Below are 23,962 nucleotides of genomic sequence, written 5' to 3' on the forward strand. Positions count from 1 at the left end.
TATGAACGACCTAATCCCTCGGAAACCCGCTTTGCCTTGCTTTTAGTCGGTTTGACCGACTTATTCTTGCCTTTTCGAGCGATGTCACCCTTTTAAGCCGATATGAACGACTTAATCACTCGGAAACCGCTTTGCCTTGCTTTTAGTCGGTTTGACCGACTTATTCCTGCCTTTTCGAGCGCTGTCTCCCTTTTAAGTCGATATGAACGACCTAATCCCTCGGAAATCCGCTTTGCCTTGCTTTTAGTCGGTTTGACCGACTTATTCCTGCTCACTCAGGCGCTAGCCCCTTTTAAGTTGGTCTTGCCGACTTAGCTCTCTATCCAAATTATATTTTCGCATCACATCAACTTGATCGCTGTTAAATTCCTCTCAATTTGGAGCCCGTTTTAGTCGAGTTTTAAACGCACACCCACGCCTACACTTAAAACAACCCTGCACATATTAACTATGCACACTACTTCTAACACGATAAAAGCAACCACAACTTGGCCCTAACGTATTTGCTGCAATGACCCCTCACTAAGCACATACTCATGATTTCTTTGACTTAATGGGCGCACTGGTTGTATGAGGCGTTTTTGCATCAGAGAAGCTACTGTTTTCATACTAAAATCACGTTTCTTCCCCAAACAGTCGCAAATATCGTTCAAGCGAAATGGTCGGTTCAATTGCGCGGCATACCGGATTATCTCACGCTCATAGAGTGTAAGTACTGCACTGCTGCTATATCTCCCAAGTAACTCATATACAAAACTTCTGCAAAAAACCGACTTTTTATCGAGCTCATCCCAACTAAACGGAACGTAGGCATACCCCTTCAACAACATGGATCGTACCCTGCTTTTTTCAAAATTAAACCGTTCTCTAGTTATCAACTCAACATGAGCACTATAACCATCGCACTCAAAAGCGATGCAATACGGTTGATAAAACACATCTATAAACATGGTTACTCCGTTTGGACTTCTCATCTCGTATTCAAGCTCGAAACCATCAAAGCTCCGAAAAATCGGCCAAATCACCTCTCTAAGCAGCTTGATCGTTCCCGTCAAATCCCGCTCCAGCATCTCCAGCCGTCTAGCACTCGCCTTGGTCCTTTGACTCTCCAGGAATACTTCAAACTGCTTTTCAAATAACGTACTCATCCACTATTTCCTCCCATTCTTAATCGATAACGCAAAAAATGCGCTGTCAGCCTCATACGAGACGAACAGCGCATTCTTTACGCGAGATGATTCACTTACTCGATTGTACCCCAGTCATGTTAAGTGTTCAATGCTGGATTATTGCATGAGACGCCCATCCTGCTAAGCATCCTGATTTCTACTCGCTGCCAATAAAAAGGATTGCGTCCGCTCACAGACGAATTACTCCATAAATACTTACGTAATCTGTTCGTCAGCAGCCATTAACTCAGCTCAATATCGAACATATGAACATCTTTTCAGCCACTGCAGCCTCACTAGCTCCTACACCAATTCAACTTTCAACTTCCTCTTAACAACTATGAAACTACCTGATCAACCAAGCGACCCTTCGCCCGACCGGGAAGACGGGGTCGGTTACTTATACCTCGTGTATATTCTAGAGCGGGGAGAAGAAAAGCTGGCCTTCTTCACGACTTCCATTGGCGATCATTACTACACCGACTCAAAGGAGCTTCGATCCCGCATGGAGGAATTATTTGTGCAACCAGCCGCCACCAGAGGAATATGACCTTCCTTCGTAAATAACAAAGGCTCCCTGAGCAGGGAGCCTTCTTCTACGTTTTAAGCTGTCGACCGATAAACCTATAGTTTATGGACGTTGGCCGCCTGAGCGCCGCGGTTTCCTTCAGTAATATCGAACTCGACCGCTTGGCCTTCCTCCAGTGATTTAAAGCCTTCGCTTTGAATCGCGGAGAAATGTACAAACACGTCTTCTCCGTCCTCCACTTGGATGAAACCGTAGCCTTTTTCTGCATTAAACCATTTAACTGTACCTTTCAACGTTCATGACCTCCTAAATGTTCAGCTGATTGCATCAGCGTGAGATCATTATACCGAGTCGAAATTCAAATTGCAATTTCAGTAAAAAATAGCGGATTTATGCGTTCATCACAATATTAAGCATACGATCGGAGCCCGGAATAAATGGCAATCCCGATGCGCGGATGTCTGGCGTTCCTCCAGCTTTCCGCACGGCTTCCATCAGTTCGTCCAACTTCTCGTACGGCTCCCATTTCAGCGACGTCAAAGGATATACCCGAATCGTACCGCCTGGCCTGCATACGCGCATTAGCTCGCGAATGGATGCTTCATGGAATGCATAGCCGAACTGCTCTGCGTACAAAAAGAGAAAATGGCTGCACAGCACCAGCGAAAAACAATTATCATCAAAAGGCAGCTCAGGCAACGATCCGCCGATATAGCGATGTCCCCCTTCAGCCGATGCCACATGTTCCTCGAATAGCTTTAACGACTTTACTCTGCCGCAGCGATGGTTGTCCAGCGAACCGTAATAGCTCCAGTCAAATCGATCCTTCAGTCCCTCCAGCTTGGCCGTAGACATCTCGATCTCATTGCGCGCCTCTTCTACCCATGCGCTCATATCTCCTGAATAACGGGGATCTACTGCCATCGCGTCGTACCCTTTCCTTCTGGCCTCAGCCGTAAAAGAAGAACCGCCGCTAGCAACATCAAGGATAGGTCCTGCCGCAAGCTCATGATCCGTCAACTGAAACATTGCCCGATATTCCTCGAATCCTCTGCACGTCATGGCGACGCCTACTTGCTCATAAAACGTTTTTGACATGTCCATCTCTCCTCGTCTCATCTCAACTCAACTCTTCTCATCTCTGCGCAAAACAGTGCTGGATTCATGCCAACTGGTCCGCTTTTATTGCTTAGCGGCTTCATAATGGCTATCATGGTAACTATACCATAATTAACACAAGTGAAGGTGGAAAATTTTATGTTTAAAAAACATCAAATCTACAAACAGGATAATTACAATATGCTGACCGTAGAGGTTCAAGGCAAGACACTAATCGTACGCGAAATTTCCGATCAATGGGGCGAGGAATGTCATACATTCGTCAGCCGTCCAGAGATGATGCATTGGGCTGGAAATCGATTCCGTGCGGAAAAGTTCGAAGGCAGGGAAGAAGAACTGAAAGCGATCATGGACGCTTTCCGCGAAGTATAAGCCGTCTCCGATTGTTAGCTTGCCTGCTTCCCCTGCAAAGAAAAGGAATATGAAGCAGCGGCAGCGAACATAACGGTACACCCGTACGCATAGAAACGTTTAGGAGGCAGTAAGAAATAACATGGATCCAATGACATCTTCTATCATCTTTATTATTGCGGCGTTTTCCCTTGGGGCCGTCATTGTCATGAAGCGGGATACGTTGCCGCCCAAGATGCGCCGCGGGTTGGCGCTTGTCTCCATTGCCATGATTGCGTTCGCTTTTTTCCTCATTGTGTACAGCTTGTTCACCATGGGTTCGGACGCCACTTAGTTTTCTCGCCAATTAGCATAACTTTCATCCCAGCAGGGCATAGTATGGGCAAACTGTGTCTTGCGAGGTGATCCTAACATGAAATGGCTGCCCCTGCTGCTTGCGCTATCCCTAACTCAAGGCGCAGCAGCCCAACCGGCAATTCCGCAGGAAGCCGGCGATAAGCAATCCATCCCATCTATCTCAAGGAGGAATACGATGAATCACGTACCGAAACGTTCTGAAACTGCGGTCGAATCCCGCTGGAAGCTGGAAGATTTGTTCGCCAATCAATCATCCTGGGATCAAGAATACGCCAAGGCTAAGGATTTGATCAAAAAAGCCGACCAGTTCCAAGGCAAGCTAAGCGATCCTGCTCAGCTTAAGGCATGTTTCGAGCTGGAAGACGAGCTATCCCTCCATGTCGAGCGGCTTTATGTGTATGCCAATATGCGCCATCACGAAGATACTGCCGAACCTGTCAACCAAGCTCTTTCTGACAAATCGAAAAAATTGAGTGTAGAGACAGGAGAAGCGTTGTCATTCGTAACGCCTGAGGTGCTAAGCCTCTCCGACAGCGAGCTGGATGCGATGATCAACAATGAATCGCTTGCCAAGTACCGCCACACGCTCGAAGAGATGAGACGGCAGAAAGCCCATATTTTGTCCAAAAACGAAGAAGCGCTTATGGCTCAGGTTGGCAATATCAGCTCTGCTCCCGGCACGATCTTCGGCATGCTGAACAATGCAGATTTGAAGTTCCCTAAAGTGAAAAACGAAGCCGGCGAAGAAGTTGAGCTGTCGCATGGCCGCTACATTCAGTTTCTGGAGAGCAAAAACCGCGATGTGCGCCGCGAAGCGTTCAAAGCGATGTACGATACATACGGCAAGCTGAAAAACACGATGGCTTCCACGCTGAATGCCAACGTCAACAAAAACGCATTTTACGCCAAGGCGCGCAAATACGACTCTGTGCTCGGGATGTCACTGTACGGCGACAACATTCCGAAGGAAGTGTATACGAATCTGATCGATACGATCCACAAGCATCTTCCGCTCATGCACCGTTATATGGAGCTTCGCAAAAAGCTGCTTGGGCTGGATGAGCTGCATATGTACGATTTGTTCGCTCCGCTTGTCGAGGAATTCGATATGGAGATCAGCTTCGAGGAAGCGAAGAAAACGATTAGTGAAAGCTTGAAGCCACTGGGTCAAGACTACTTGAACGTGTTGCAGGAAGGCTTTGACCAAGGCTGGATCGACGTGTATGAAAATGAAGGCAAGCGCAGCGGCGCTTACAGCTGGGGCGCATACGGCACGCATCCTTACGTGCTGCTGAACCATAAAGACAACCTGAACAGCATGTTCACGCTGACGCATGAGATGGGCCATGCCCTTCACTCGTACTACTCCGATACGAATCAGAACTATCGCGACGCGCAATATACGATCTTCTTGGCAGAGGTTGCTTCTACGCTGAATGAAGCGCTGCTGATGGATTATTTGCTCGGGAAATCAACGGATGCCAAGGAAAAAATGTACCTGCTTACCTACTACGCGGATCAATTCCGTACAACGGTGTTCCGCCAGACGATGTTTGCCGAGTTTGAGAAGATCGTCCATGAGCGCACAGAAGCGGGTGAATCGCTGACGCCTCAGGAATTGAGCAAGATCTACTATGATCTGAACAAGCTGTATTACGGCCCTGGCATGGTTGTGGATCAAGACATCGAGATGGAGTGGGCGCGTATCCCTCACTTCTACACCAGCTTCTATGTGTACAAATACGCGACCGGTTTCTCTGCGGCTACGAGCTTCTCGAAGCAGATTTTGGACGAAGGAGCGCCTGCTGTTGAACGTTACCTCGGCTTCCTGAAGAGCGGCGGCAGCGACTTCTCGATCAACATCTTGAAGAAAGCCGGCGTCGATATGTCCTCTCCTGAGCCGATCGAGCAAGCCATGAGCGTGTTCGAGCAGCTGATTGCACAGATGGAGCAGCTGACGAGCGATAGAGCGAAAAAATAACTAAGAACGTGGCTCAGGCTGCCTAATTAAAGGCGGCTGAGGCTTCGTACGATAAAGTAGGCCTTCACATTCGCATGCATGCGGATGTGAAGGTATTTTTTTTATAGAGGTTATGCGGGAAGGTTATGTGAAGGAGGTTATTTGGAGGTTGCAGACAACTTTAGGAGGTCAGGTGCTCGGTCAAGAAAAGAAAATCGGAGAGTATGAGTTGGTTAGAGTGGTTGTGGTGATTTCAGCGTTTGAATTAGGTGCCCGTCACATCGCGCACGTTCATTCATTCAACTTGTGAAAATGGAAATTAGCAGTGTCACACATCGTTGTTTTGCACTTTACTCGGCTTTGGTCAGTTTATGGTGCTGCATAACACTAATACCTCCAATTCGACGAATATGCGAATTTAGTTGTGTCACACATCGTTGTTTTGCACTTTACTCGGCTTTGGTCAGTTTATGGTGCTGCATAACGCTAATTCATCCAATTCGACGGAAATGTGAATTTAGTGGTGTCACGCAGCACTATTTCGCACCAGACTGCTGAATCAGTAAATTAGTGGTGCTGCACAATGCTAATTCATCCTATCCGACAAAAATGTGAATTTAGTGTTGTCATGCAATACTATTTCGCTCAAAACTCAGGAAGCGATCAGTTAGTGGTGCTATACAACGGTAATTCGTTACCGTTGGCGAGTATGCTGAAGCCAGCATCTTCATGACGCTATAGTATCGATTTGGCTCCATCATCACAATCCACATCAGTTTCCCCAGTTGGCTCTTCTCAACACCTTCGCCTATCAAAAAAAACGGCTTCTCCATGTCCGGCACATAAGCCTGTGCCAGCGGGAGAAGCCGCTTGTGTTAGAGGAGCTGGCCGATGGCGAAAGCCAGCAGGCCGGCGAGAAGTGACGACAGGAGGTTCACCCTGTCGTTGTCTAGCGCGGCGAAGCCGCGTATGTGCCGGGTCGGGCTGCCGCAATGGCTGACCCGCTCTGTCTCGCTGCCGCATACCTGGCAGCGGTACATAGCCTGGCCCGTCGCGCCTAGCAGCGAATCGGCGAAGGCGCCGGCCAGGCCAGCCGCGGCTGCTGCGGCGATCAATCCCGCCGCAGCGACGCCGGGCTGCGGGATAGCCAGCAGCAGCGCTGCCACGGCGCCGATGAATGCGGCGCCCCCAAGCGCTGCTGCGCTGCCGAGCGGCGTAATTCCGCCGCTCGTGCCGGTCGGAACCTGCTTGCCGCTCACGATCGATCGCGGCACAGAGCGGCTGAGCGCGCCGATCTCGGTCGCCCATGTATCGGCGTTGACCGAAGCCATGACGCCAATATAGGCGAGCAGCCAGCCGTCATGAGGGAATAAGGCATGCAGGACGCACAGCACGAGACCTGCACCGCCATTGGCCCAGACTTGTCCCGCATCGCGGCGCCCGCCTTTGGCATATTTCGCTTCTGCATCCCGCTTGGACCTCGTATGGCGCTTCCACTTGGACCAAAACGTAGACGAAATAAAAAATGCGATAAGTACACCGAACCAAACCGGTTCGCCGAAAGTGACAAAGCCTGTCCCCATCGCCATAGCCGACCAAGCTCCCGATCCCGACAAAGCGCGGGCGCGGTAGGCTGCTGCAGCAGCGAGACCGCTGCCCAGCAGACCGATAAGCAGCCTCAGCCACCATTCATCGATAAATCCGACCATGTGCATCCCTTCATTCTACTTATTCGGCTTGAACCTGAACCAATTCTTCGAGCTTTCCAGCATGCGTCTGCTCATAGGCTTAGAGCCGGATTCCGACACTACCTCCCGGTAGCGGTCCGGATAATTCGTACAGATCAGAAGGGCGGGATCAAGCGCCGCCACCTTGCGCATATTGCGTTTGTCATTAACCGTCCATGCCATCGTCTGGATGCCGGCTTCATTCAACAGCGCCATTCTGGCCGGATTCAGCTTCGTATAGCCGATCGATAAAAAATCCGACTTCAGCTCGCGCAGCTCATGAAGAAGCGTATTGCGCCAGCCGTCCAGAATGAGCCCGATTCGAACGTGATCCGACAGCTTGCGAAGCCGCTGAAGCGTTCCAAGATGGAAGGAAGTAAGTACGACGTCATCCATTCTTCCATGATCGTAGACGCGCTCCAGCACCTTCTCCTCGATATGAGGATAGCGGATGCCGTCCGTCTTCAGCTCGATATTCAGCTTGGCCCGGCCCGCCGACTCACGAAGCACGTCGTCCAGTGTAGGAATCGACTCTCCCTTGAACTTGGAAGAAAACCAGCTGCCGGCATCCAATGAGGCCAGCTCCGCTGCCGTCCAATCACGCACCTCTCCTCTTCCATTGGTCGTACGTCTCAGATTGTAATCATGGATGACGACAGGTACGGCATCTTTGCTTAACTGAACATCTAGCTCGATCCAGGCCACATCCGGGGCTTCCAGCGCCATTCGGAACGCAGCCATCGTATTTTCCGGCGCACGGCCGGACCAGCCCCGATGCGCTACGCACGGGTTATTCATGCAGTTCCCATCCTCTCTCCGTTATCCCATCTCATGGTGCCTTCGCCGCAGTCTCTTGTTGGATGACGGAGCCTTCGGAATCCAGTGTGACTCCGAACGAAATCGATGACAATCGCTCAAGCAGCTGCTGCTTTGCCTCACCTTCGAGAGGGGTAGGCTGCGACCCGATAACGTTCATCGGATTGAATTTCAGCGTGCATTCGCCCGCTTTGTTGCAGACGGCATCCAATACGCCTGTGTCTCCCTGCGGGCTTTTGGGATTGGTAGCATAGACGAAATTGCCCAGGCTGTACGCAATCCATTTGCCTTTATAATTCTCAAAGCCTTGCAGCACATGCGGATGGCTGCCAATGACGATGTCAGCCCCTGCGTCTATATATTCCCTGGCATAATTCCGATGAAGGTTTTTCGGCTTATCTGCCGCATCTTCTCCCCAATGCACCATTACGATGACGAGATCCGCGTCTTCCTTCGCGCTTGCGATCGCCGCCACTGTTCTTTTGGTCTCATAGGTCTCTGCGATGCCGGGGGTATTGCGATCCGCCTTCAGATGTGTGTACGGGATAACTCCGCTAACGCCAATATACGCAACTTTGAAGCCTCTCGCTTCCATCACGTATGGAGCGAACGCTTCCGCATCGTTATTGCCGACACCCATATACCCTATGCCAGCTTCTTGCAAATGCTTCATCGTATCATGCATGCCCTCCAGCCCCTGATCCAGCGCATGGTTATTCGCCAGGCTCAGCACATCGAATCCCGCATCGCGAAGAGGCGGCAGCGCCTCAGGCGAACCTTTATGCACATAGGGCGTTCCTTCGATCGGCGTTCCTCTTGTTGTTATCGGAAGCTCCAGATTGCCCGCCATAATGTCCGGCTCGCTTAGATATAGCAATACCTTTTGATAAGGGAAATCATAACCCTTCTCCAGCAAAATACGATTAATGTATTCACCCGGCATCATATCGCCTACGAACGACAAGCTGATAAGCTCGCTCATCTCCCCGGTGCCTCCCTCCGCTGGAGGGCTGGCATCAGGCTCTTCATTTGCTTCCTCATCCGTGGACACAGGATCATCGGGCAGATCAGTAGGTTCCGGACTGGCAGCCCCGTCATCTGGTCCGTCTGGATCATTCACAAGCGCTTGCTCTTCGCCGCCGCCCGGCCAGGAGAACCAATCCGGCAACCCTGCTTTCGAGCCCCAAGTCAATCCCAGAGCAGCCACGACAAGAAGGGTTCCAATTAACACAATTGATAAACTAAGCGTCCGTCGCCGCCGCTTTTCGCGCTGCGCTTTTTCTTTTTGGCGCGATTCTGATCTGGATAATGTCATAAAATGCTCCTTATTTGATAGATCTCTCTGCTAGATACTAGACTTCCTCATTATACCTTTTACCCGTGAGGAAGCGAAGAGAATCTGTCAAAAAAAGAGCATTCTAATTGCGAGATTAATTCGTTGCCGGGTACAGCTCGGCTGCTGCCTCTTTACCTTGGCGGATGCAATCCGGCAAGCCTACACCGTCGAAAGCGGCCCCCGTCACCCACACGCCGGGCAATTCCGACTTCAAGCGGCTGCGCAGCGACTGCATCTTCTCGATATGGCCGACCGGATATTGCGGCATCGAATGATTGAGTCTCGTAATTTCCGTAAACATCGGTTCTGCCGTAATGCCCATCGTCTCCCTAATATCCTTGCGCACCGCGGCAACCAGTTGATCATCCGGCAGCTTGACGCTTTCCTGATCTTCAGAATGGCCGACATAACAACGCAGCAGTACCTTGTCTTCCGGGCTGGTATGCAGCCACTTGCTCGACGTCCAAGTACAGGCCGTAATATGAAGCCCTTCCGAACGCGGCACAACAAAGCCGGAGCCGTCGAAGTCGAGACCAAATGTTTTTTTGTCAAAAGCCATCACGACGTTGGCTACCGACACATATCGGATGTCCTTCAACTCGGTGCACGCCACCAGCGGCTCCAGCAGTTTGGCAGCTGCAAAGGCAGGAGCCGTCACAATAATACGGTCCGTCTCCAGCTTCTCTCCGTCAGCCAGCGTCACCGTATATCCGCTCCCGGACTTAGCAAGCTCCGCCACTTTCACGCCAAGCCTGCGTTCCACTCCGCCAAGCTCCTGATCTAGCGCCCGAACAAGCGTGGACAACCCTTGCTTGAACGTCAGGAACGTCGTTCCTTGCGCTTTTCCCTTCGCAGCTGCAGCTGTAGCTTTCCTGTTATGCATCATGCCTTTTATCAAGCTGCCGTGCTTCCGCTCCGAGTCGCCGAACTGCGGAAAGGTGGCCCTAAGGCTCAACTTCTTCAAGTCTCCCGCATAAATGCCGGCCAGCAGCGGTTCGGCAATTCTCCGCATTACTTGCGTGCCGACGCGTCTTTCCAGAAATCCGCCCAGCGACTCGTCTCCATCCGCAGGCTTTGCAGGCATGAACAAGTCCATCACCGCTCTCAGCTTGCCGCCAAGCGACAGCAGACTGGTCTTCATGAAGGGACCGATCTCTGTCGGAATGCCCAGCACGAGTCCCGGCGGCATCGCGTGCAGTTTCCGGTTATGCATGATATAGGTCTTTTTGGCGGCGGGATTGGTTGCTGTCAGTTCATCTTCCAGACCAAGCTCCTTCGCCAGATCGATGATGGCTTGCTTGCGCGCAAGGAAGGAATCCGGTCCCTTCTCGATGACAAAGCCGTCACGTTGCAGCGTATTGATTTTTCCGCCAAGGACAGGAGCTTCATCTACGATCGTAAGATGAAGCTTCCGTCCTTGCCGCTCCGCTTCCCGCTGCAAATAAAAAGCGGAGCTCAGTCCGCTGATCCCCCCGCCAATAATGACAATTCGATCAATCGCTTCTGCACTCCGCATTCTATTCATTCCTTTCCGTTCTTGACCGAAGCCTCTTGTACCGACTCCGCTAATGTCTCCATATAAAGCGGATCACGATTCAGCATCGCTATGCGCTCCAGCTTAATGCCGATCTTCTCCGCCTCCGCTTTCGCTTCGATATCCAGATCATACAGCACCTCTAGATGATCCGATACGAAGCCGACAGGTGCCACAAGCACTGCTTCCACGCCTTCACCTGCGATCGTCGCCAGCGTCTCCAGAATATCAGGTCCGAGCCACGGATCACGAGTCCGGCCAGCGCTTTGCCATGTGAACTGCCAATCCTGTACGCCCGCAGCTTCAGCAACAACAGCGGATGTCTCCAGTAATTGCTTCTCGTACGGGTCGCCCAGCTCTCTGATCTTCTCCGGCAAGCTGTGCGCGCTGAACAGCACCTTCGTCTTCGCTTCGACGCCTGCTGTCTTCGCCAGTACGGACAATCCGTTCTCCACACGCTCGGTTAGCGCTTTGATCAGCTTCGGATGAAGGTGATACTGCTCGACAAAGGACATTTCGATGCCAAGCTCGTCCGCTTTCTCCTTTGCTCTCTTGATGTAGCTGCCTACGCTCATCGTTGAAAAATGAGGAGCGAGCACGATGCCCACAGCACGGCGAATGCCGTCCTTAGCCATCGCTTCCACACCATCCTCAATATAGGGACGGGCATGCTTTAGCCCTTGGTAACAAACATATTGTCCAGGCGCGGTTGTATCCAGCTTGTCCTGCAACCCGGCGACCTGGCCGTTTGTGTTCTCGCGGAGCGGGAATACGCCTCCGACGATCGCTTCATAACGATCCGTCAGTTCCTTCAGCTGTTCCTCTGTCGGCGGATGTCCGCGACGAATATGCGTGTAGTACGCTTCAACATCGTCCATCGATTCCGGCGTGCCGTAGGACATGACGAGTACACCGATTTTGTGTTCGCTGCTAGACATGGCGGGCCTCCCCTTTGCTCTGTGCCGCAATCGCTTTTTCGGAATATGAGTGGATAAACGCCGTCAATTCAGCCAGCTTCTCCAGCGACGCTTCCGGGAATAGTCCGTGGCCCAGATTGAAAATAAAGCCAGGCTCCTGAATGCCTTGATCAATGATCTCAGCTGCATATGACTCAATGACACTCATAGGCGCAGTTAGAATGGTAGGGTCCAGGTTGCCCTGCACCGCATATTGATGATTCAGTCTGCGGCGTCCTTCTTCTATCGATACGCGCCAGTCCAGACCGATCACGTTCGCCTCCACATTGTGAAGCTCTGGCAGCAGCTCGCCTGAGCTTACGCCCGGGAAGTAGATTTTCGGCTGCGGCAAATCGCTCAGCTCGTTGAAAATACGCTCAATCGTAGGCAGGACAAACTTGCGGAAGTCCGCTGGAGAAAGCGCGCCAACCCAGCTGTCGAATAGCTGGAACGCCTTGCCGCCGTTAGCCACATGGGCACGCAAATAAGCGATAACCATATCGCCAAGCTTCTGCATAAGCGAATGCCATACTTGCGGCTCGCTGTACATAAGCTCTTTTGTGCGAAGATAGTTTTTGGACGGACGCCCCTCGATCAGATAGCTAGCAATCGTAAACGGCGCTCCTGCAAACGTAATAAGAGGAACCTCCAACTCACGATCCAAAATGCGGATCGTCTCCAACACATGGCCCAGATCGCCTTCCACGTCAATCGGCTTCAGACGTTCTACATCAGCCGCGGAACGGATCGGATTATGAATGACTGGACCAATGTTCGCCACAATATCGAAATCGATGCCGATAGACGCAACCGGATTCATAATATCCGAATACAGAATAGCCGCATCTACGCCAAGCTTGCGCACCGGCATAAGCGTTACTTCGGCAGCCAACTCTGGCTGCTTGCATATTTCAAGCAAGGAATACTTCTCTTTGATTTTGCGATAATCGGGATCGTATCTCCCTGCTTGCCTCATGTACCATACTGGTACGCGATCCACAAGTTCCTTCCGGCTTGCCCGAATGAAACGGTCGTTATAAGACATTCCCGTTCCCCATTTCTATGTAGTTTCTTCTGCTTCTCATTATGCCCTTTTTCCCGAACCCTAACAACCGCTGTAGCTTTGGTTCCTATGACAATAGTATGACAATCAAGGAATAGTTGCATGAAAATTGCTTGAAATATCCTTCCCACGACGCTTGTTTGTCCCTATATATCACCAGCTTATCATGGTTAAATGTGCTTTCAAGATACCCATACATCTTATATCCTTCCACGCCAATAAGCTCCTCTCTTCATGCCCTCGCAACTCTTACTTACCTTCCTCCTCTCTCATTATCGTTTGGCTAAACAACGCTATTACCCTCCAAACATCGAGATTCCATTGGTCAAAATGTAAACCCGATCCATCTCAATTCAGCAAGCTAAGCCTCGCAACTATGCAACGATTAGAATGGAACGATTATGATATACTAACGCTATGGAACAGTGGAAAAAGAATCTAATTGTGCTGTGGTTCGGACAGTTTCTCGTCATGGGCGGCATGACGATGATCATTCCGTTTCTCACCCTCTATTTGCAATTCGAGCTTGGCCTCTCCGATCCTCATGAAATCGGGGTATGGGCAGGCTTTATATTTGCAGGCAACTTTGTTACCGCGTTTATTTTTCAGCCGATTTGGGGCAAGCTAGCCGACCGTTACGGACGCAAAATGATGCTGCTCCGCTCAGGCTTCGGCATGGCGATCGTCATGGTCATGATGGGTTTCGCCACGAGCCCGTGGCATCTTCTGCTGCTGCGCATGCTGAACGGCACGATATCCGGTTTTAATCCGGCATCGATCGCGCTGATCTCGGCAACGACACCGAAGGAACGTACAGGCTTTGCCATGGGCACAATCCAGTCCGGCGCAATGGCGGGCACTATTTTGGGTCCGTTAATGGGCGGACTGCTGGTCGACGCTGTAGGCTACCGGCCTATCTTTTATATAACGGGAGCACTTCTGTTTGCCGCTTCCTTATTGGCTCTGTTTGTCGTAAAAGAATCGTTCGACCTGGCAAAAGCCGCTACCCGCGTTCAAGCATCCGTAATAGACGGGCTTAAGCGAATCAGCCGCATTCCGCAGCTCATGTCGCTGTATGGCGTAACGTTCCTCATCCAGTTTGCCATGATGAGCCCGATGACGCTCATTCCCCTGTTCGTGCAGGAGCTGCACGGTTCACTGGAAAACATCGCGTTTCTCGCCGGATTCGTCGGTTCGGTAACCGGTCTGTCGAACATGCTCGCCTCGCCGCTGCTCGGCAAGCTGAGCGACCGCATCGGCGCGGAGCGGGTGCTGGCTGTGTCTCTAGTTGGCGCGGCGCTGGCCTTTATCCCCCAAGCGATGGCCGATTCCGTATTCATGCTGCTGCTGGCCAGATTTGGACTTGGGTTGTTTTTGGGCGGACTCATTCCTGCTGTTAATTCGCTTATCCGCGTCCATACGCCTGACGGTATGGAAAGCCGTGCCTACAGCTTTAACAGCAGCACGATGAGCCTTGGCAACATGATCGGACCGATTACCGGCGGTGCGCTCTCCGGCTATATCGGCATCCAAGGGTTGTTCGTCATGTCGGCCATCCTGATGCTGCTCAACGGCGTATGGGTCTGGTTCTCGCTGCTGAGCAAACGCTCGCCGAGACACGGCAGCGGTACTTCTTCGTCATGACTTCTTAGAAATTGGAGGTTTGCTAGCAAGCGGCGTTTGCCGCTTTTTTTATTTGGAAGCCGAGCTGCTTAGCAACATTTGCCGAGTGGCTCGGCTTTTTTCTGTCTCGGCAGACACTGGCGGGACTGTCTAAGCCGAGTTTCTCGGCATGCAGGCATCTCCAGCAGCTCCGCGGACTCCCCAAGCCGAATTTCTCGGCTTGCACGCACCTGCTGCAACCACACCAACAAAAACAGTCCAGAGAGCATCTATCGTCTCTGGACTGTTTCACTCACTGGGCGTGTTACCCCTTCACCCGCGCGATCGCAAGACCGTCGTAGCCTGGGAGGATTGTGCTTTCGAGGCGCGGGTCGGTGGCGATTCTTTCATTAAAGCTGCGTACCGCGAGCACAGCCGGGCCTTGCTTATCCATGTTCGTCGTTCTGCCGCGCAGCAATATGTTGTCGGCTACAATAACGGCACCCGGTCTTGCCAGCTCAATCGCGAAATCAAGATAGAGCGGATAGCCTTCTTTGTCGGCGTCGATAAAAAAGAAATCGAATGTGCGACCCTCTTCCTTCAGCCGAGCCAGACTCTCTTTGGCGTCGCCAGTCCGGTAATCCACGCGGGCTCCGTAACCCGCTTCCTCCAGATGGGCGCGTGCGACATCCGCATAATGAGGCAGCAGCTCCAGCGATAGCAGCGTCCCCCCATCGCCCAGCCCTCTCGCCAGGCATATTCCGCTATATCCGCCCAAAGCGCCTATTTCCAAAATATCTTTTGCCCCGGACATGCCAACCAGCATAGTTAGCAATCTTCCGTAGCCGTCCGCAACCGAGATATCCGGCATGCCATGCGCAGCGATTCCTTCTTTTACACGCTCCAGTTGATCATCTTTTCTATATAGTGAATCTATGTATTGTTCTTCAATAGACATTGCCGTAAGCTCCCCGTATGTTTGATTTGTAAATGCACGGCCGTTTGACCTATACTTAATTGTATGTTTTTATAGGAAACGTAGCAAGAAAAGAACCATTATAAACGTTACGGAAATGAGAGTGCAAGATGGAACAATTACAATTGATCGCCACTTCCCCGATGGGGCTTGAAGCCGTCGTCGCCAGAGAGTTGAAAGAACTCGGCTATCATGACCTTCAAGTGGAGAATGGACGCGTCAACTTCAAGGGCGGACCTGAGGACATATGCAGAACGAATCTATGGCTTCGTACCGCTGGCCGGATTCTTATTAATATGGGTACATTCAAAGCAACGACGTTCGACGAGCTGTTCGAAGGAACGAAAGCACTCGACTGGCCGGACTGGATTCCCGAAAATGGGGAATTCCCGGTAGAAGGACGTTCCCACAAATCCCAGCTGTCCAGCGTGCCTGCATGTCAGAAAATCGTCAAAAAAGCAGTTGTCGAAAAAATGAAGGATCGCTACGGCACAGAATGGTTCGATGAAAACGGCGGCAGATACGTCATTGAAGTATCCTTGCTCAATGACGAAGCGCTGTTGACGCTGGATACATCCGGCGCAGGTCTACATAAGCGTGGATACCGCCTTGTCTCCAACGAAGCTCCGATTCGTGAATCGATGGCGGCGGCACTTATTCTGCTAAGCCGCTGGCGTCCGGAGCGCCCGTTCTACGATCCATTCTGCGGATCGGGAACCTTCCTCGTGGAAGCAGCCATGATTGGCTGGAATATCGCTCCTGGCTTGCGCCGCAACTTCAACAGCGAGCGTTGGGACCGCATTCCGGCAGAGCTATGGAGCGCCGCGCGTGAAGAAGCGTTCGATGCAGTCAAAGACGACATTCCGCTTCAAATTGCAGGCTCTGATATCGATCCAAGATCGATTGAAATTTCCGAAACTGCGATCAAACGCGCAGGATTCGCAAAGGACATCCAAGTGAGCGTCCTCCCTGTCGCGAAGGCAAAGCCGAAGGGCGACTATGGCGTAATCATTACGAACCCTCCATACGGCGAGAGACTAGGCGACGACCTCGAAGCAGAGGCAGCTCTGCGCCAGTTCGGACTGATGACGCTTCATTATCCAACTTGGTCCGTATTCGCCATCAGTCCGTCCGATCAGGTCGAGCACTATATGGGTCGTCCAGCCGATAAGAAACGCAAGCTGTTCAACGGCCGGATTCAGACCGATTATTATCAGTTCTTCGGACCACTGCCTCCAAGGGAGAAGCGTCAATGATTCATCCAATGGCCGAAAGCATAGGGCCAAAAAGCAACAAATCTTGGATTCGCCGTGCGCTCGGCTTCACTCTGCGCGTGTTTGACCGCTGGGTAGCACTGGATTTGCTTCTTTTTGTTATCGCCATGGGGCTCAAAGTATATTGGTTCAACAAGCTGCTGTCTGTCCCCTACATGGATATGACGGATGCAGACAAAATCATCGAGACAGGTGCGATTCTGCTGGCCTCCTTCTGGGCGCTGCTTCTGCCAACGCGCGGAAGGCTGATCGCCTTGATTTCGCTTAACTTGATCCTCTCCTTCATTCTGTATGCCGATGTGATCTATTACCGCTACTTTCAGGATTTGATCACCGTGCCGGTGCTGCTTCAGCTCGGACAAGTAGAATCGCTTGGAGGAAGCATTCACACGCTGATGAAACCGGAAGACTTTCGGTTGTTTGCGGATGCTTTGATCATTATCTTATATGCTGTGTATGTGCTGTGGAAGGGTCGTACGGACTTAGCCAATCGCCTCTCCTCCATCACCCGTGCCATCCGATGGCGGAGAATCGGCATTCGAATCGCGTGCAGCGCGGCCGCATTTATGCTGGGCTTCTCGCTTTTTTTCACCAACTTAAATCATGCGACGGATACATGGGCCAAAGGGCTGTTCGAAAAAAACTGGTGGAATTTATCCATCTACAACGTTGCAGGCTCGCTTGGATTCCATGGATACGATGTGTATCGTTACGCCAAGCTGAACTGGTTCAATTCAGAGCCTGTTTCGGCGGAGCAGCGTTCAGATACGCAGCGCTTCATGGAAGAACGTGCAGCGGCCAGAGGCGAGCTTGAGCGAAGCGACAGTCTGTTCGGCGCCTATAAAGACAGCAATGTGCTTATGGTTCAAGTGGAATCGCTGCAGGCGTTCATGATTGGCCAATCTATTGGCGGCAAAGAAATTACGCCCGTCCTCAACGAGTTAATTAAAGAAAGCGCGTACTTCTCGAACTTCTACCACCAGACCGCTCAAGGACGCACATCCGACGCCGACTTCGCCGTCAATTGCTCCTTGCAGCCGATGAAAAGCGGTTCCGTCTTTATTCAGTACGCTTCGCATGAATACGCCTGCTTGCCGTCGCAGTTGAAAAACGAAGGGTACAGCGTCAATGTATTCCACCCTTATCAAGGCGGATTCTGGAACCGCAACGTCATGTACAATAAGATGAATTACGATCAATTCTACAGCATGAAGCATTACGAAATGGATGAGCGTCTGGGATGGTCGCTAGGAGACAAATCGTTTTACCGGCAATCGATGGATGTCATTGCGGAATTGCCCCAGCCATTCCATTCTTTCCTGATCTCACTCACTAGCCACCACCCGTATTCGCTTCCCGCTGCCGAGAAGCTGCTCGATACGGAGGAGCTGACCGGCACGATGATGGGCGACTATTTGCAGGTGGTCCACTATGCGGATGCGGCGCTGGGGGAGCTGATCGATCGTCTGAAATCCGAGGGGCTATGGGACAATACGATCTTCGTGCTTTACGGGGATCATGACAACTCCATTCAAAATTGGGATTGGTATACCCGCTTTATGAAGGACACCTCTAACGAGATGGAACGCGAGCAGCTGATCAAAAGCGTTCCTATGCTGATCCACCTTCCTGACGGCGCTCATGCGGGCACGTATGAAAAAGCCGGCGGTCAGTTGGATGTAACGCCGACTCTCATGCACTTGCTGGGTCTGTCGACATCCGAGCCCAAATGGCTGGGATCGCCTTTGCTGACCGAGCAGCAGGAGGAGACACGGATCGTAACGCAGCGGTACGGCTCCTGGACAGATGGTCACCACTATTACATTCCTTCGGCTGACGGCTTGTCTGCGAACGGAAAATGTTATACCGCAGATACCGGAGAACTACTCGACTCGGCAGCCTGCCTTCCGATGACGGAGTCGGCCCAGCTTGAGCTGATGATGTCGGATCGGGTCGTCATCGGCAACCTGCTTCGTACCTTCAAAAACAACGGTGCGGTCGAAGCGATCGCAGATCCTGCCAAGCCGTAATTTAGCAAAAGAGGTCAACCGAAACGATCCGGTTGACCTCTTTTTTCGGTTTTCGGGTTAGTGGCTATCCAAGCAGCTTCAGAGCCTACATGCTTCAAATCACAAGGCATTCACGCTTCCCGCGCTTCCGCACTTTAAACGGTTCGACCAACTTGCATGGGCAACCCTACACAAAATTCAAGCCGGCGGGATAAGGCGTCGGAATCGGCAGCAATCGCTTCAGTATTTCCCGTTGCACCTCTGTAATCGACGGTATGTCCCATGCAGTATCGAACAGCAGCGATATCCATTCGTTCTGATTCAACGTTAGCTCTGCTTGATCCACTTTCAGCCGGACAGCCGCCTCCTCTCCGGAGGGAACCGCCACATTCTGCACGGAAACCAGACTCGTCGCTTCCGCGTCGATTTCCACTAAGTAAGGTGTTATGCTCTTCCAAAAACGATCCGGGCTCACGATCCGTATCGTGCCGGACTGGGTGCCATCCGCGTATGGATAATGATCAAGCTTCTCTCTCCAAGCATGTTCATGCCAAGGAACAGTGACATCCAGTTCTTCGGCCATGCCGCTTCTAAGCGCATGAAGCAGTATTTGTTCCAAAGCGCCAGCGTCGCCCGCTCCTTCCACCATGAACGCAACCGCATCCGTAGCTTGCTTGCCTTTCACCGCCAGCACCGTATAGGCGATAATGCGATCTTGATGGACAGCTACGAGCAAGCGCTGTTCCAGCTTATAAATACCCGCAATCGCCTCTGCTTGCATTAGCATGCCTGTCTCGAAGAGACCGCGCTCATATCTGACGGCGCTCTCCTTGTATAAGCTGTGAATCTCGAAGCGATCACTCTCGATACCTTCACGGATATGAACGCCTTCCTCAGTCGGCGCAGCTATGGAAGCTATGCCTGCATGCAGCCGGTACCTTCGCGTCGAGCCAAAAGGCATACAGCCGTTGCGTGCATATAGCTTGCCCGCCCCTGATACATATAAGAGAGAAGCCCCGGATGCCTCCATATGCGCAAATACGCGATCCAGCAGCAAGCCGGCGTAGCCCTTACCTTGATGCTCCGGATCGGTACATACCGACCCTAAAGCAAACATCGGAACCTCCGCCTTGCCGATCCTCAGCAGATGAGGCACCAGTCCCATAAAGGCGACCAGCTTGCCGTCCACATATAGGCCCAGTGAGCTCTGGAAAGCTCCAGAGAAAATCGGCGGGAAGGCGTCCGCCATCGACGAATGCCCCGACTCTCTGAATATACGATTGGCTAGCGCCGCCGCTTCCTTGAGATCGGCTTTGTTCATTGCACGAATGTCCACATCATCGGCTCCTTCTTGTACAAGGTCGGTCTTGTTGGGTGTATCTTGTTGGGTGTATCTTGTTGGGTGTATCTTGTTGGATGTATCTTGTTGGATGTATCTTGCTGGATGTATCTTGCTACTTTACTTGCTCAAAAGCCATCACTTGCTGTCGCTAGATTGCCTTTTCATAAGACAACCTGCCAATCAAACGTTATCTCTTTCAACAGCCGCCTGACTCTTGTTAATACTGTCAGCTTCCTCGCGTAACAGCTCCTCACGAAGGTCCGGTGGCAGCAGGAAGTCGAAGTCGCAGCCCAGATGAGCTTGCAGCACCCGCTCGTGGAACAGCAGGCCGTAGCCACGGTCGTAATGCGGCTTCGGCGCCGACCAGCCGCTTCTTCTAATCGCGAGGTCTTCCTCGGCCACATGAAGCTGCAGCCGCTTCGCCTCAATGTCCAGCTCAATCTCATCGCCGGATTGCACAAGCGCCAGCGTTCCGCCGACTGCCGCCTCCGGCGAGACATGCACGATCAGCGCTCCGTAAGACGTGCCGCTGATCCGCGCATCCGATATACGAACCATATCCCGAATGCCTTGCTTCAGCAGCTTCGCCGGAATCGGAATCTGGCCGATCTCCGGCATAGCCGGCGCGCCTTTCGGTCCCGCATTTTTCAGCACCAGCACGCTGTTTTCGTCCACATCCAGGTTTGGATCGTCGATTCGCGCAGCGAGGTCCTCCGGGCTGTCAAAGACGACTGCTTTCCCCTTATGCTTCTTCAGATGCGGGGAGACGGCCGTCTGCTTGATCAAGGCGCCGTTTGGCGCCAGATTGCCCTTCAGCACGGCGATTCCGCCTTGCGAGTCCAGCGGCTCGACCATCGGACGAATGACATCCGGGTTCCAGGTACGCGGCTCTGTTGCCAGATTCTCCTTCATCGTCTTGCCCGTAACGGTCAGACAGTCTCCATGCAGGAGCGGCTCCAGCTCCTTCATCAAGGCCGGAACACCTCCCGCTTCGAAGTATTCCTCCATCTGATATTTGCCCGACGGGCGCAGATTCAAGAGGAACGGGGTCTGTGCGCTAATCCGGTCGAATGTCTCCAGCGGCAGCTTGAAGCCAAGCCGTCCAGCAATAGCTACCAGATGAATGATCGCATTCGTCGAGCCGCCGCTCGCCATCGTAATGCGGATAGCATTCTCCAGCGCGTCCATCGTCATAATGTCGCGCGGACGGATATTGCGGCGCACCAGTTCCACAATCTGTTTGCCAGTCGCTTCGGAGATATGTCTGCGGCGGCTGTCAGGGGCGGGAATAGCGGCGCAGCCGGGAAGCGCCATGCCGATGGCTTCCGCGATGGAAGCCATCGTGCTTGCCGTGCCCATGACCATGCAATGGCCGTCGCTGCGACAGACGGAATTCTCCGCTGTTGCCAGCTCCTCGTCGCTCAGGTTACCCGCCTTATGCTCCAGCGTAAAGCCGTAACAATCCGTGCAAGCGCCGAGGCTTCGGCCTTGCAAACGGCCGTTCAGCATCGGACCGCCCGTCAGGACGATAGCCGGGATGTTTGCGCTTGCCGCCGCCATCAGCTGGGCGGGAACCGTCTTGTCACAGCCGCCGATCAGCACGACGCCGTCGATCGGATGCGCCTTCATCATCTCTTCCGTATCCATCGCCATCAGGTTACGCAGCAGCATGGTCGTCGGCTTCACATACGGCTCGCCGATTGAGATCGTCGGGAATTCCATCGGCAAGCCGCCGACTTGCCAGACGCCTCGCTTCACGTAATCGACAAGCTCATTAAAGTGGGAATGGCATTTGTTCAGCTCGCTGAATGTATTGCAGATGCCGATGACAGGCTTGCGAAGATCGTCTTCGGTGTAGCCCATCGATTTGGTGAACGAGCGATGAATGAATCCCCATAAGTCCTTTTCGCCAAAATAGCTCTCACTCTTCACTGCCATTCTCCTCCTGTATGCTCCGTCTGTTAAAACCCAAGAATGGTCGGCGTATCGCGATGCAGAATCGATTCGATCGTCTCATCCGTTACGCGCGGCATCTTCGTCCCTTCTGCCGGTTCGTTGATGCGTTGCATCGCGTCGATCATCCGGTCCGGCGTAAAAAAAGGATAATCCGAGCCAAAAAGAATTTTTTGCACCGAGCCGTACTCCTGTGCCGATACAAGCGCATTATAGAACTGCCATGGCCTGCTGCCGAGCGCGGACACATCCATATATAAGTTCGGGTGCTTGCGGACAAGCGAGATGCATTCATCAATCCATGGATGGCCCATATGCGCTACAATCATTTTCAGCTTTGGAAAAGCTCTTGCAATGGGGTCCAGCATCGCCGGGCGCGAAGCATCCAGATAGCCCTCCGGCACAAAAGATGTGCCTTGATGCCATAGAATCGGCACGTCCAGCTCTTCGGCCTTCGCATAGAGGGGAAAATGCTCCTTCGCATCGGGATAAAAGTTTTGGTAGATGGGCCCCAGCTTAAGTCCTTTCAAGTTCAGCTCTCTGATGGCCGTCTCGAACTTGACGACAGCGTCCGGGTCGTTCGGATCAACGCTGGCGAACCCGAAGCGCCTTGTGCTGTCCTTGGCGCAATACTCCGCGACATATTCGTTCGGCACAACCAGGCCGGTGGCATAAGCCGCCATCGCCAGTACGATGGAGCCGCTGCAACCGGCAGTCGCTTCCTCATGCATCTCGGGTGTCGCCAATATTTCCATATCCGGTCCCCATGCGCGCTTGATGGCCGCTTCAGTGGGGCCGCTGCACATGCCGGGTCCGAACAGGTGAGTGTGGCTGTCGAAGATCATCGCCAACCCCCCTATTCGCTAACCATGCGATTCGTGATCGCACCCAGCTTTTCGATGGACACCGTAACGACATCTCCGTTCTGCAGGTAGACTCGCTTCTCCGGCGAGTATCCCAGCACGACGCCCTCCGGCGTTCCTGTGAGGATGATGTCGCCCGGCTTCAGCGTCATGCAATGGGAGACATAACTGATGATTTGCTTGCAGTTGAAGATCATATCCGAAGTGTTGGAGCTTTGGCGAAGCTCGCCATTCACCGTGCAGCTAATCGCAAGCGCATTGGGGTCGCCCACTTCATCCGCGGATACGAGGTAAGGGCCGATCGGCGAGAAGCCGTCGCAGGATTTGCCCGCCAGCCACTGGCTGGTGCGCATTTGCAAGTCGCGTGCCGACAAGTCGTTCGCCGTACAATAGCCGAATACATAATCCAGCGCTTCCTCTTCGCTTACATACTTGGCTGTGCGCCCGATGACAATGCCAAGCTCCGCTTCGTAATCCACCTCGCTCGACGTCCTCGGCAGCGGAACGTCGCTGCCATGTCCATTCAGCGTGTTGTTGAATTTGTTGAACAGAATCGGGTATGCCGGGATCGGCATGTTGGACTCCTCCGCATGCTTGCGGTAGTTGAGCCCGATGCAGATCAGCTTCTCGGGTTCGGTAACGCATGGACCGATGGATAGCTCCTCTTCGTGATTCAGATAGGCGCGGTATGGCTCAGGGCCCTCCGACTTCAATTGTGCGATGAACGCCTCTACCGCTTCACGGGCGCTGTCCCCGCCTGCAATCACTTCTCTGACAGTGGCTGGAATCGGCTCTCCGGAAGCGCTGCCCTGCACGGCTGCTGCCAAATCGAGCACGCCCTCTTCCGTTTTTACGCCTGTCCGGTATACTCCATCCTTCATAAAAGTCATCAGTTTCATCGTTGTACCCTCTCCTTTTCTGTTACGGTATGGTTGCGCTGCAAACGGGCTTGATATCTGAACCTCTATCTGACATGGAAAACATACATTCATTGCGATCATGCGAGGTGCCACGCCTGAAAGTCGA

Annotated in this window: 20 protein-coding genes; 6 read left to right on the forward strand and 14 right to left on the reverse strand. The window is 52.5% G+C overall.

Translation table 11 applies throughout. The annotated features are described in order from the left end of the window. Positions 1-494: 494 nt before the first annotated feature. The 3 genes from AC0YNW_RS18360 to AC0YNW_RS18370 all read right to left on the reverse strand — a co-directional run bounded on the left by AC0YNW_RS18360 (position 495) and on the right by AC0YNW_RS18370 (position 2,796). Entirely contained in the window at positions 495-1,148 is a 654-nt protein-coding gene (locus AC0YNW_RS18360; protein ID WP_475833180.1) for a hypothetical protein, read from the reverse strand. Between the two features lie 645 nt (positions 1,149-1,793). After that, positions 1,794-1,991 carry a cold-shock protein gene (locus tag AC0YNW_RS18365; protein ID WP_119799235.1) on the reverse strand — a complete coding sequence of 66 codons (198 nt, stop codon included), beginning with the start codon at positions 1,989-1,991 and terminating at the stop codon, positions 1,794-1,796. A gap of 97 nt (positions 1,992-2,088) precedes the next feature. Then, positions 2,089-2,796 (reverse strand): class I SAM-dependent methyltransferase, encoded by a 708-nt coding sequence (locus AC0YNW_RS18370; RefSeq protein ID WP_475833181.1) that lies wholly within the window; start codon positions 2,794-2,796, stop codon positions 2,089-2,091. Positions 2,797-2,955: 159 nt separating this feature from the next. On the opposite strand from AC0YNW_RS18370, the gene AC0YNW_RS18375 reads away from it, so the two are divergent. The 3 genes from AC0YNW_RS18375 to pepF all read left to right on the forward strand — a co-directional run bounded on the left by AC0YNW_RS18375 (position 2,956) and on the right by pepF (position 5,506). Further along, entirely contained in the window at positions 2,956-3,189 is a 234-nt protein-coding gene (locus AC0YNW_RS18375) for a hypothetical protein (RefSeq protein ID WP_475833182.1), read from the forward strand. 121 nt (positions 3,190-3,310) lie between these two features. Next, positions 3,311-3,502 (forward strand): hypothetical protein, encoded by a 192-nt coding sequence (locus tag AC0YNW_RS18380; protein WP_387476195.1) that lies wholly within the window; start codon positions 3,311-3,313, stop codon positions 3,500-3,502. Between the two features lie 198 nt (positions 3,503-3,700). Continuing rightward, positions 3,701-5,506 carry an oligoendopeptidase F gene (gene pepF, locus AC0YNW_RS18385; RefSeq protein WP_475833545.1) on the forward strand — a complete coding sequence of 602 codons (1,806 nt, stop codon included), beginning with the start codon at positions 3,701-3,703 and terminating at the stop codon, positions 5,504-5,506. 854 nt (positions 5,507-6,360) lie between these two features. Here pepF and AC0YNW_RS18390 read toward each other — a convergent pair. The 6 genes from AC0YNW_RS18390 to hemE form a co-directional block, all read right to left on the reverse strand. Continuing rightward, positions 6,361-7,194 carry a DUF92 domain-containing protein gene (locus tag AC0YNW_RS18390; RefSeq protein WP_475833183.1) on the reverse strand — a complete coding sequence of 278 codons (834 nt, stop codon included), beginning with the start codon at positions 7,192-7,194 and terminating at the stop codon, positions 6,361-6,363. Positions 7,195-7,209: 15 nt separating this feature from the next. Then, a complete protein-coding gene (locus tag AC0YNW_RS18395) occupies positions 7,210-8,010 on the reverse strand; it encodes a glycerophosphodiester phosphodiesterase (protein WP_475833184.1) in 801 nt (266 codons plus the stop codon). A 31-nt stretch (positions 8,011-8,041) separates the two neighbouring features. Further along, positions 8,042-9,343 (reverse strand): CapA family protein, encoded by a 1,302-nt coding sequence (locus AC0YNW_RS18400; RefSeq protein WP_475833185.1) that lies wholly within the window; start codon positions 9,341-9,343, stop codon positions 8,042-8,044. Between the two features lie 115 nt (positions 9,344-9,458). Continuing rightward, positions 9,459-10,880, reverse strand: coding sequence for a protoporphyrinogen oxidase (gene hemY / locus AC0YNW_RS18405; RefSeq protein WP_475833186.1), 1,422 nt, complete (start codon positions 10,878-10,880; stop codon positions 9,459-9,461). 5 nt (positions 10,881-10,885) lie between these two features. After that, positions 10,886-11,836, reverse strand: a complete 951-nt coding sequence (gene hemH, locus AC0YNW_RS18410) for a ferrochelatase (protein ID WP_475833187.1) — start codon at positions 11,834-11,836, stop codon at positions 10,886-10,888. Beyond that, entirely contained in the window at positions 11,829-12,899 is a 1,071-nt protein-coding gene (gene hemE / locus AC0YNW_RS18415) for a uroporphyrinogen decarboxylase (RefSeq protein ID WP_387476183.1), read from the reverse strand. Before hemE ends, hemH begins: the two co-directional genes overlap by 8 nt. Positions 12,900-13,334: 435 nt before the next feature. Here hemE and AC0YNW_RS18420 point away from each other — a divergent pair, with 435 nt between their 5' ends. Continuing rightward, the gene (locus AC0YNW_RS18420; RefSeq protein ID WP_387476181.1) at positions 13,335-14,561 is read left to right on the forward strand and encodes an MFS transporter; all 1,227 of its coding nucleotides are present in this window, start codon (positions 13,335-13,337) and stop codon (positions 14,559-14,561) included. Between the two features lie 283 nt (positions 14,562-14,844). On the opposite strand, the gene AC0YNW_RS18425 is transcribed toward AC0YNW_RS18420, so the two are convergent. After that, positions 14,845-15,477, reverse strand: coding sequence for an O-methyltransferase (locus tag AC0YNW_RS18425; protein WP_475833188.1), 633 nt, complete (start codon positions 15,475-15,477; stop codon positions 14,845-14,847). A 128-nt stretch (positions 15,478-15,605) separates the two neighbouring features. On the opposite strand from AC0YNW_RS18425, the gene AC0YNW_RS18430 reads away from it, so the two are divergent. Then, entirely contained in the window at positions 15,606-16,751 is a 1,146-nt protein-coding gene (locus AC0YNW_RS18430) for a THUMP domain-containing class I SAM-dependent RNA methyltransferase (protein WP_387476177.1), read from the forward strand. Further along, positions 16,748-18,799 (forward strand): LTA synthase family protein, encoded by a 2,052-nt coding sequence (locus AC0YNW_RS18435; RefSeq protein ID WP_475833189.1) that lies wholly within the window; start codon positions 16,748-16,750, stop codon positions 18,797-18,799. The genes AC0YNW_RS18430 and AC0YNW_RS18435 overlap by 4 nt, the downstream gene beginning before the upstream one ends. 166 nt (positions 18,800-18,965) lie before the next feature. On the opposite strand, the gene AC0YNW_RS18440 is transcribed toward AC0YNW_RS18435, so the two are convergent. From AC0YNW_RS18440 to AC0YNW_RS18455, 4 genes are all read right to left on the reverse strand, one after another. After that, positions 18,966-20,114 carry a GNAT family N-acetyltransferase gene (locus tag AC0YNW_RS18440; protein ID WP_475833190.1) on the reverse strand — a complete coding sequence of 383 codons (1,149 nt, stop codon included), beginning with the start codon at positions 20,112-20,114 and terminating at the stop codon, positions 18,966-18,968. Positions 20,115-20,300: 186 nt separating this feature from the next. Next, on the reverse strand, positions 20,301-22,052 hold the full coding sequence (locus AC0YNW_RS18445) for an IlvD/Edd family dehydratase (RefSeq protein WP_475833191.1): 1,752 nt from the start codon (positions 22,050-22,052) through the stop codon (positions 20,301-20,303). A 29-nt stretch (positions 22,053-22,081) separates the two neighbouring features. Beyond that, positions 22,082-22,918 carry an amidohydrolase family protein gene (locus tag AC0YNW_RS18450; RefSeq protein WP_475833192.1) on the reverse strand — a complete coding sequence of 279 codons (837 nt, stop codon included), beginning with the start codon at positions 22,916-22,918 and terminating at the stop codon, positions 22,082-22,084. Between the two features lie 11 nt (positions 22,919-22,929). Beyond that, on the reverse strand, positions 22,930-23,835 hold the full coding sequence (locus AC0YNW_RS18455) for a fumarylacetoacetate hydrolase family protein (protein ID WP_475833193.1): 906 nt from the start codon (positions 23,833-23,835) through the stop codon (positions 22,930-22,932). Positions 23,836-23,962 lie beyond the last annotated feature (127 nt).

The organism is Paenibacillus sp. J31R120 (assembly GCF_056269225.1).

Coding starts and splice junctions, on each gene's coding strand:
- AC0YNW_RS18360 (WP_475833180.1), bottom strand. CDS start 1,148: ATGAGTACGTTATTTGAAAAGCAGTTTGAAGTATTCCTGGAGAGTCAA.
- AC0YNW_RS18370 (WP_475833181.1), bottom strand. CDS start 2,796: ATGTCAAAAACGTTTTATGAGCAAGTAGGCGTCGCCATGACGTGCAGA.
- AC0YNW_RS18375 (WP_475833182.1), top strand. CDS start 2,956: ATGTTTAAAAAACATCAAATCTACAAACAGGATAATTACAATATGCTG.
- AC0YNW_RS18380 (WP_387476195.1), top strand. CDS start 3,311: ATGGATCCAATGACATCTTCTATCATCTTTATTATTGCGGCGTTTTCC.
- pepF (WP_475833545.1), top strand. CDS start 3,701: ATGAATCACGTACCGAAACGTTCTGAAACTGCGGTCGAATCCCGCTGG.
- AC0YNW_RS18390 (WP_475833183.1), bottom strand. CDS start 7,194: ATGGTCGGATTTATCGATGAATGGTGGCTGAGGCTGCTTATCGGTCTG.
- AC0YNW_RS18395 (WP_475833184.1), bottom strand. CDS start 8,010: ATGAATAACCCGTGCGTAGCGCATCGGGGCTGGTCCGGCCGTGCGCCG.
- AC0YNW_RS18400 (WP_475833185.1), bottom strand. CDS start 9,343: ATGACATTATCCAGATCAGAATCGCGCCAAAAAGAAAAAGCGCAGCGC.
- hemY (WP_475833186.1), bottom strand. CDS start 10,880: ATGCGGAGTGCAGAAGCGATTGATCGAATTGTCATTATTGGCGGGGGG.
- hemH (WP_475833187.1), bottom strand. CDS start 11,836: ATGTCTAGCAGCGAACACAAAATCGGTGTACTCGTCATGTCCTACGGC.
- hemE (WP_387476183.1), bottom strand. CDS start 12,899: ATGTCTTATAACGACCGTTTCATTCGGGCAAGCCGGAAGGAACTTGTG.
- AC0YNW_RS18420 (WP_387476181.1), top strand. CDS start 13,335: ATGGAACAGTGGAAAAAGAATCTAATTGTGCTGTGGTTCGGACAGTTT.
- AC0YNW_RS18425 (WP_475833188.1), bottom strand. CDS start 15,477: ATGTCTATTGAAGAACAATACATAGATTCACTATATAGAAAAGATGAT.
- AC0YNW_RS18430 (WP_387476177.1), top strand. CDS start 15,606: ATGGAACAATTACAATTGATCGCCACTTCCCCGATGGGGCTTGAAGCC.
- AC0YNW_RS18435 (WP_475833189.1), top strand. CDS start 16,748: ATGATTCATCCAATGGCCGAAAGCATAGGGCCAAAAAGCAACAAATCT.
- AC0YNW_RS18450 (WP_475833192.1), bottom strand. CDS start 22,918: ATGATCTTCGACAGCCACACTCACCTGTTCGGACCCGGCATGTGCAGC.
- AC0YNW_RS18455 (WP_475833193.1), bottom strand. CDS start 23,835: ATGAAACTGATGACTTTTATGAAGGATGGAGTATACCGGACAGGCGTA.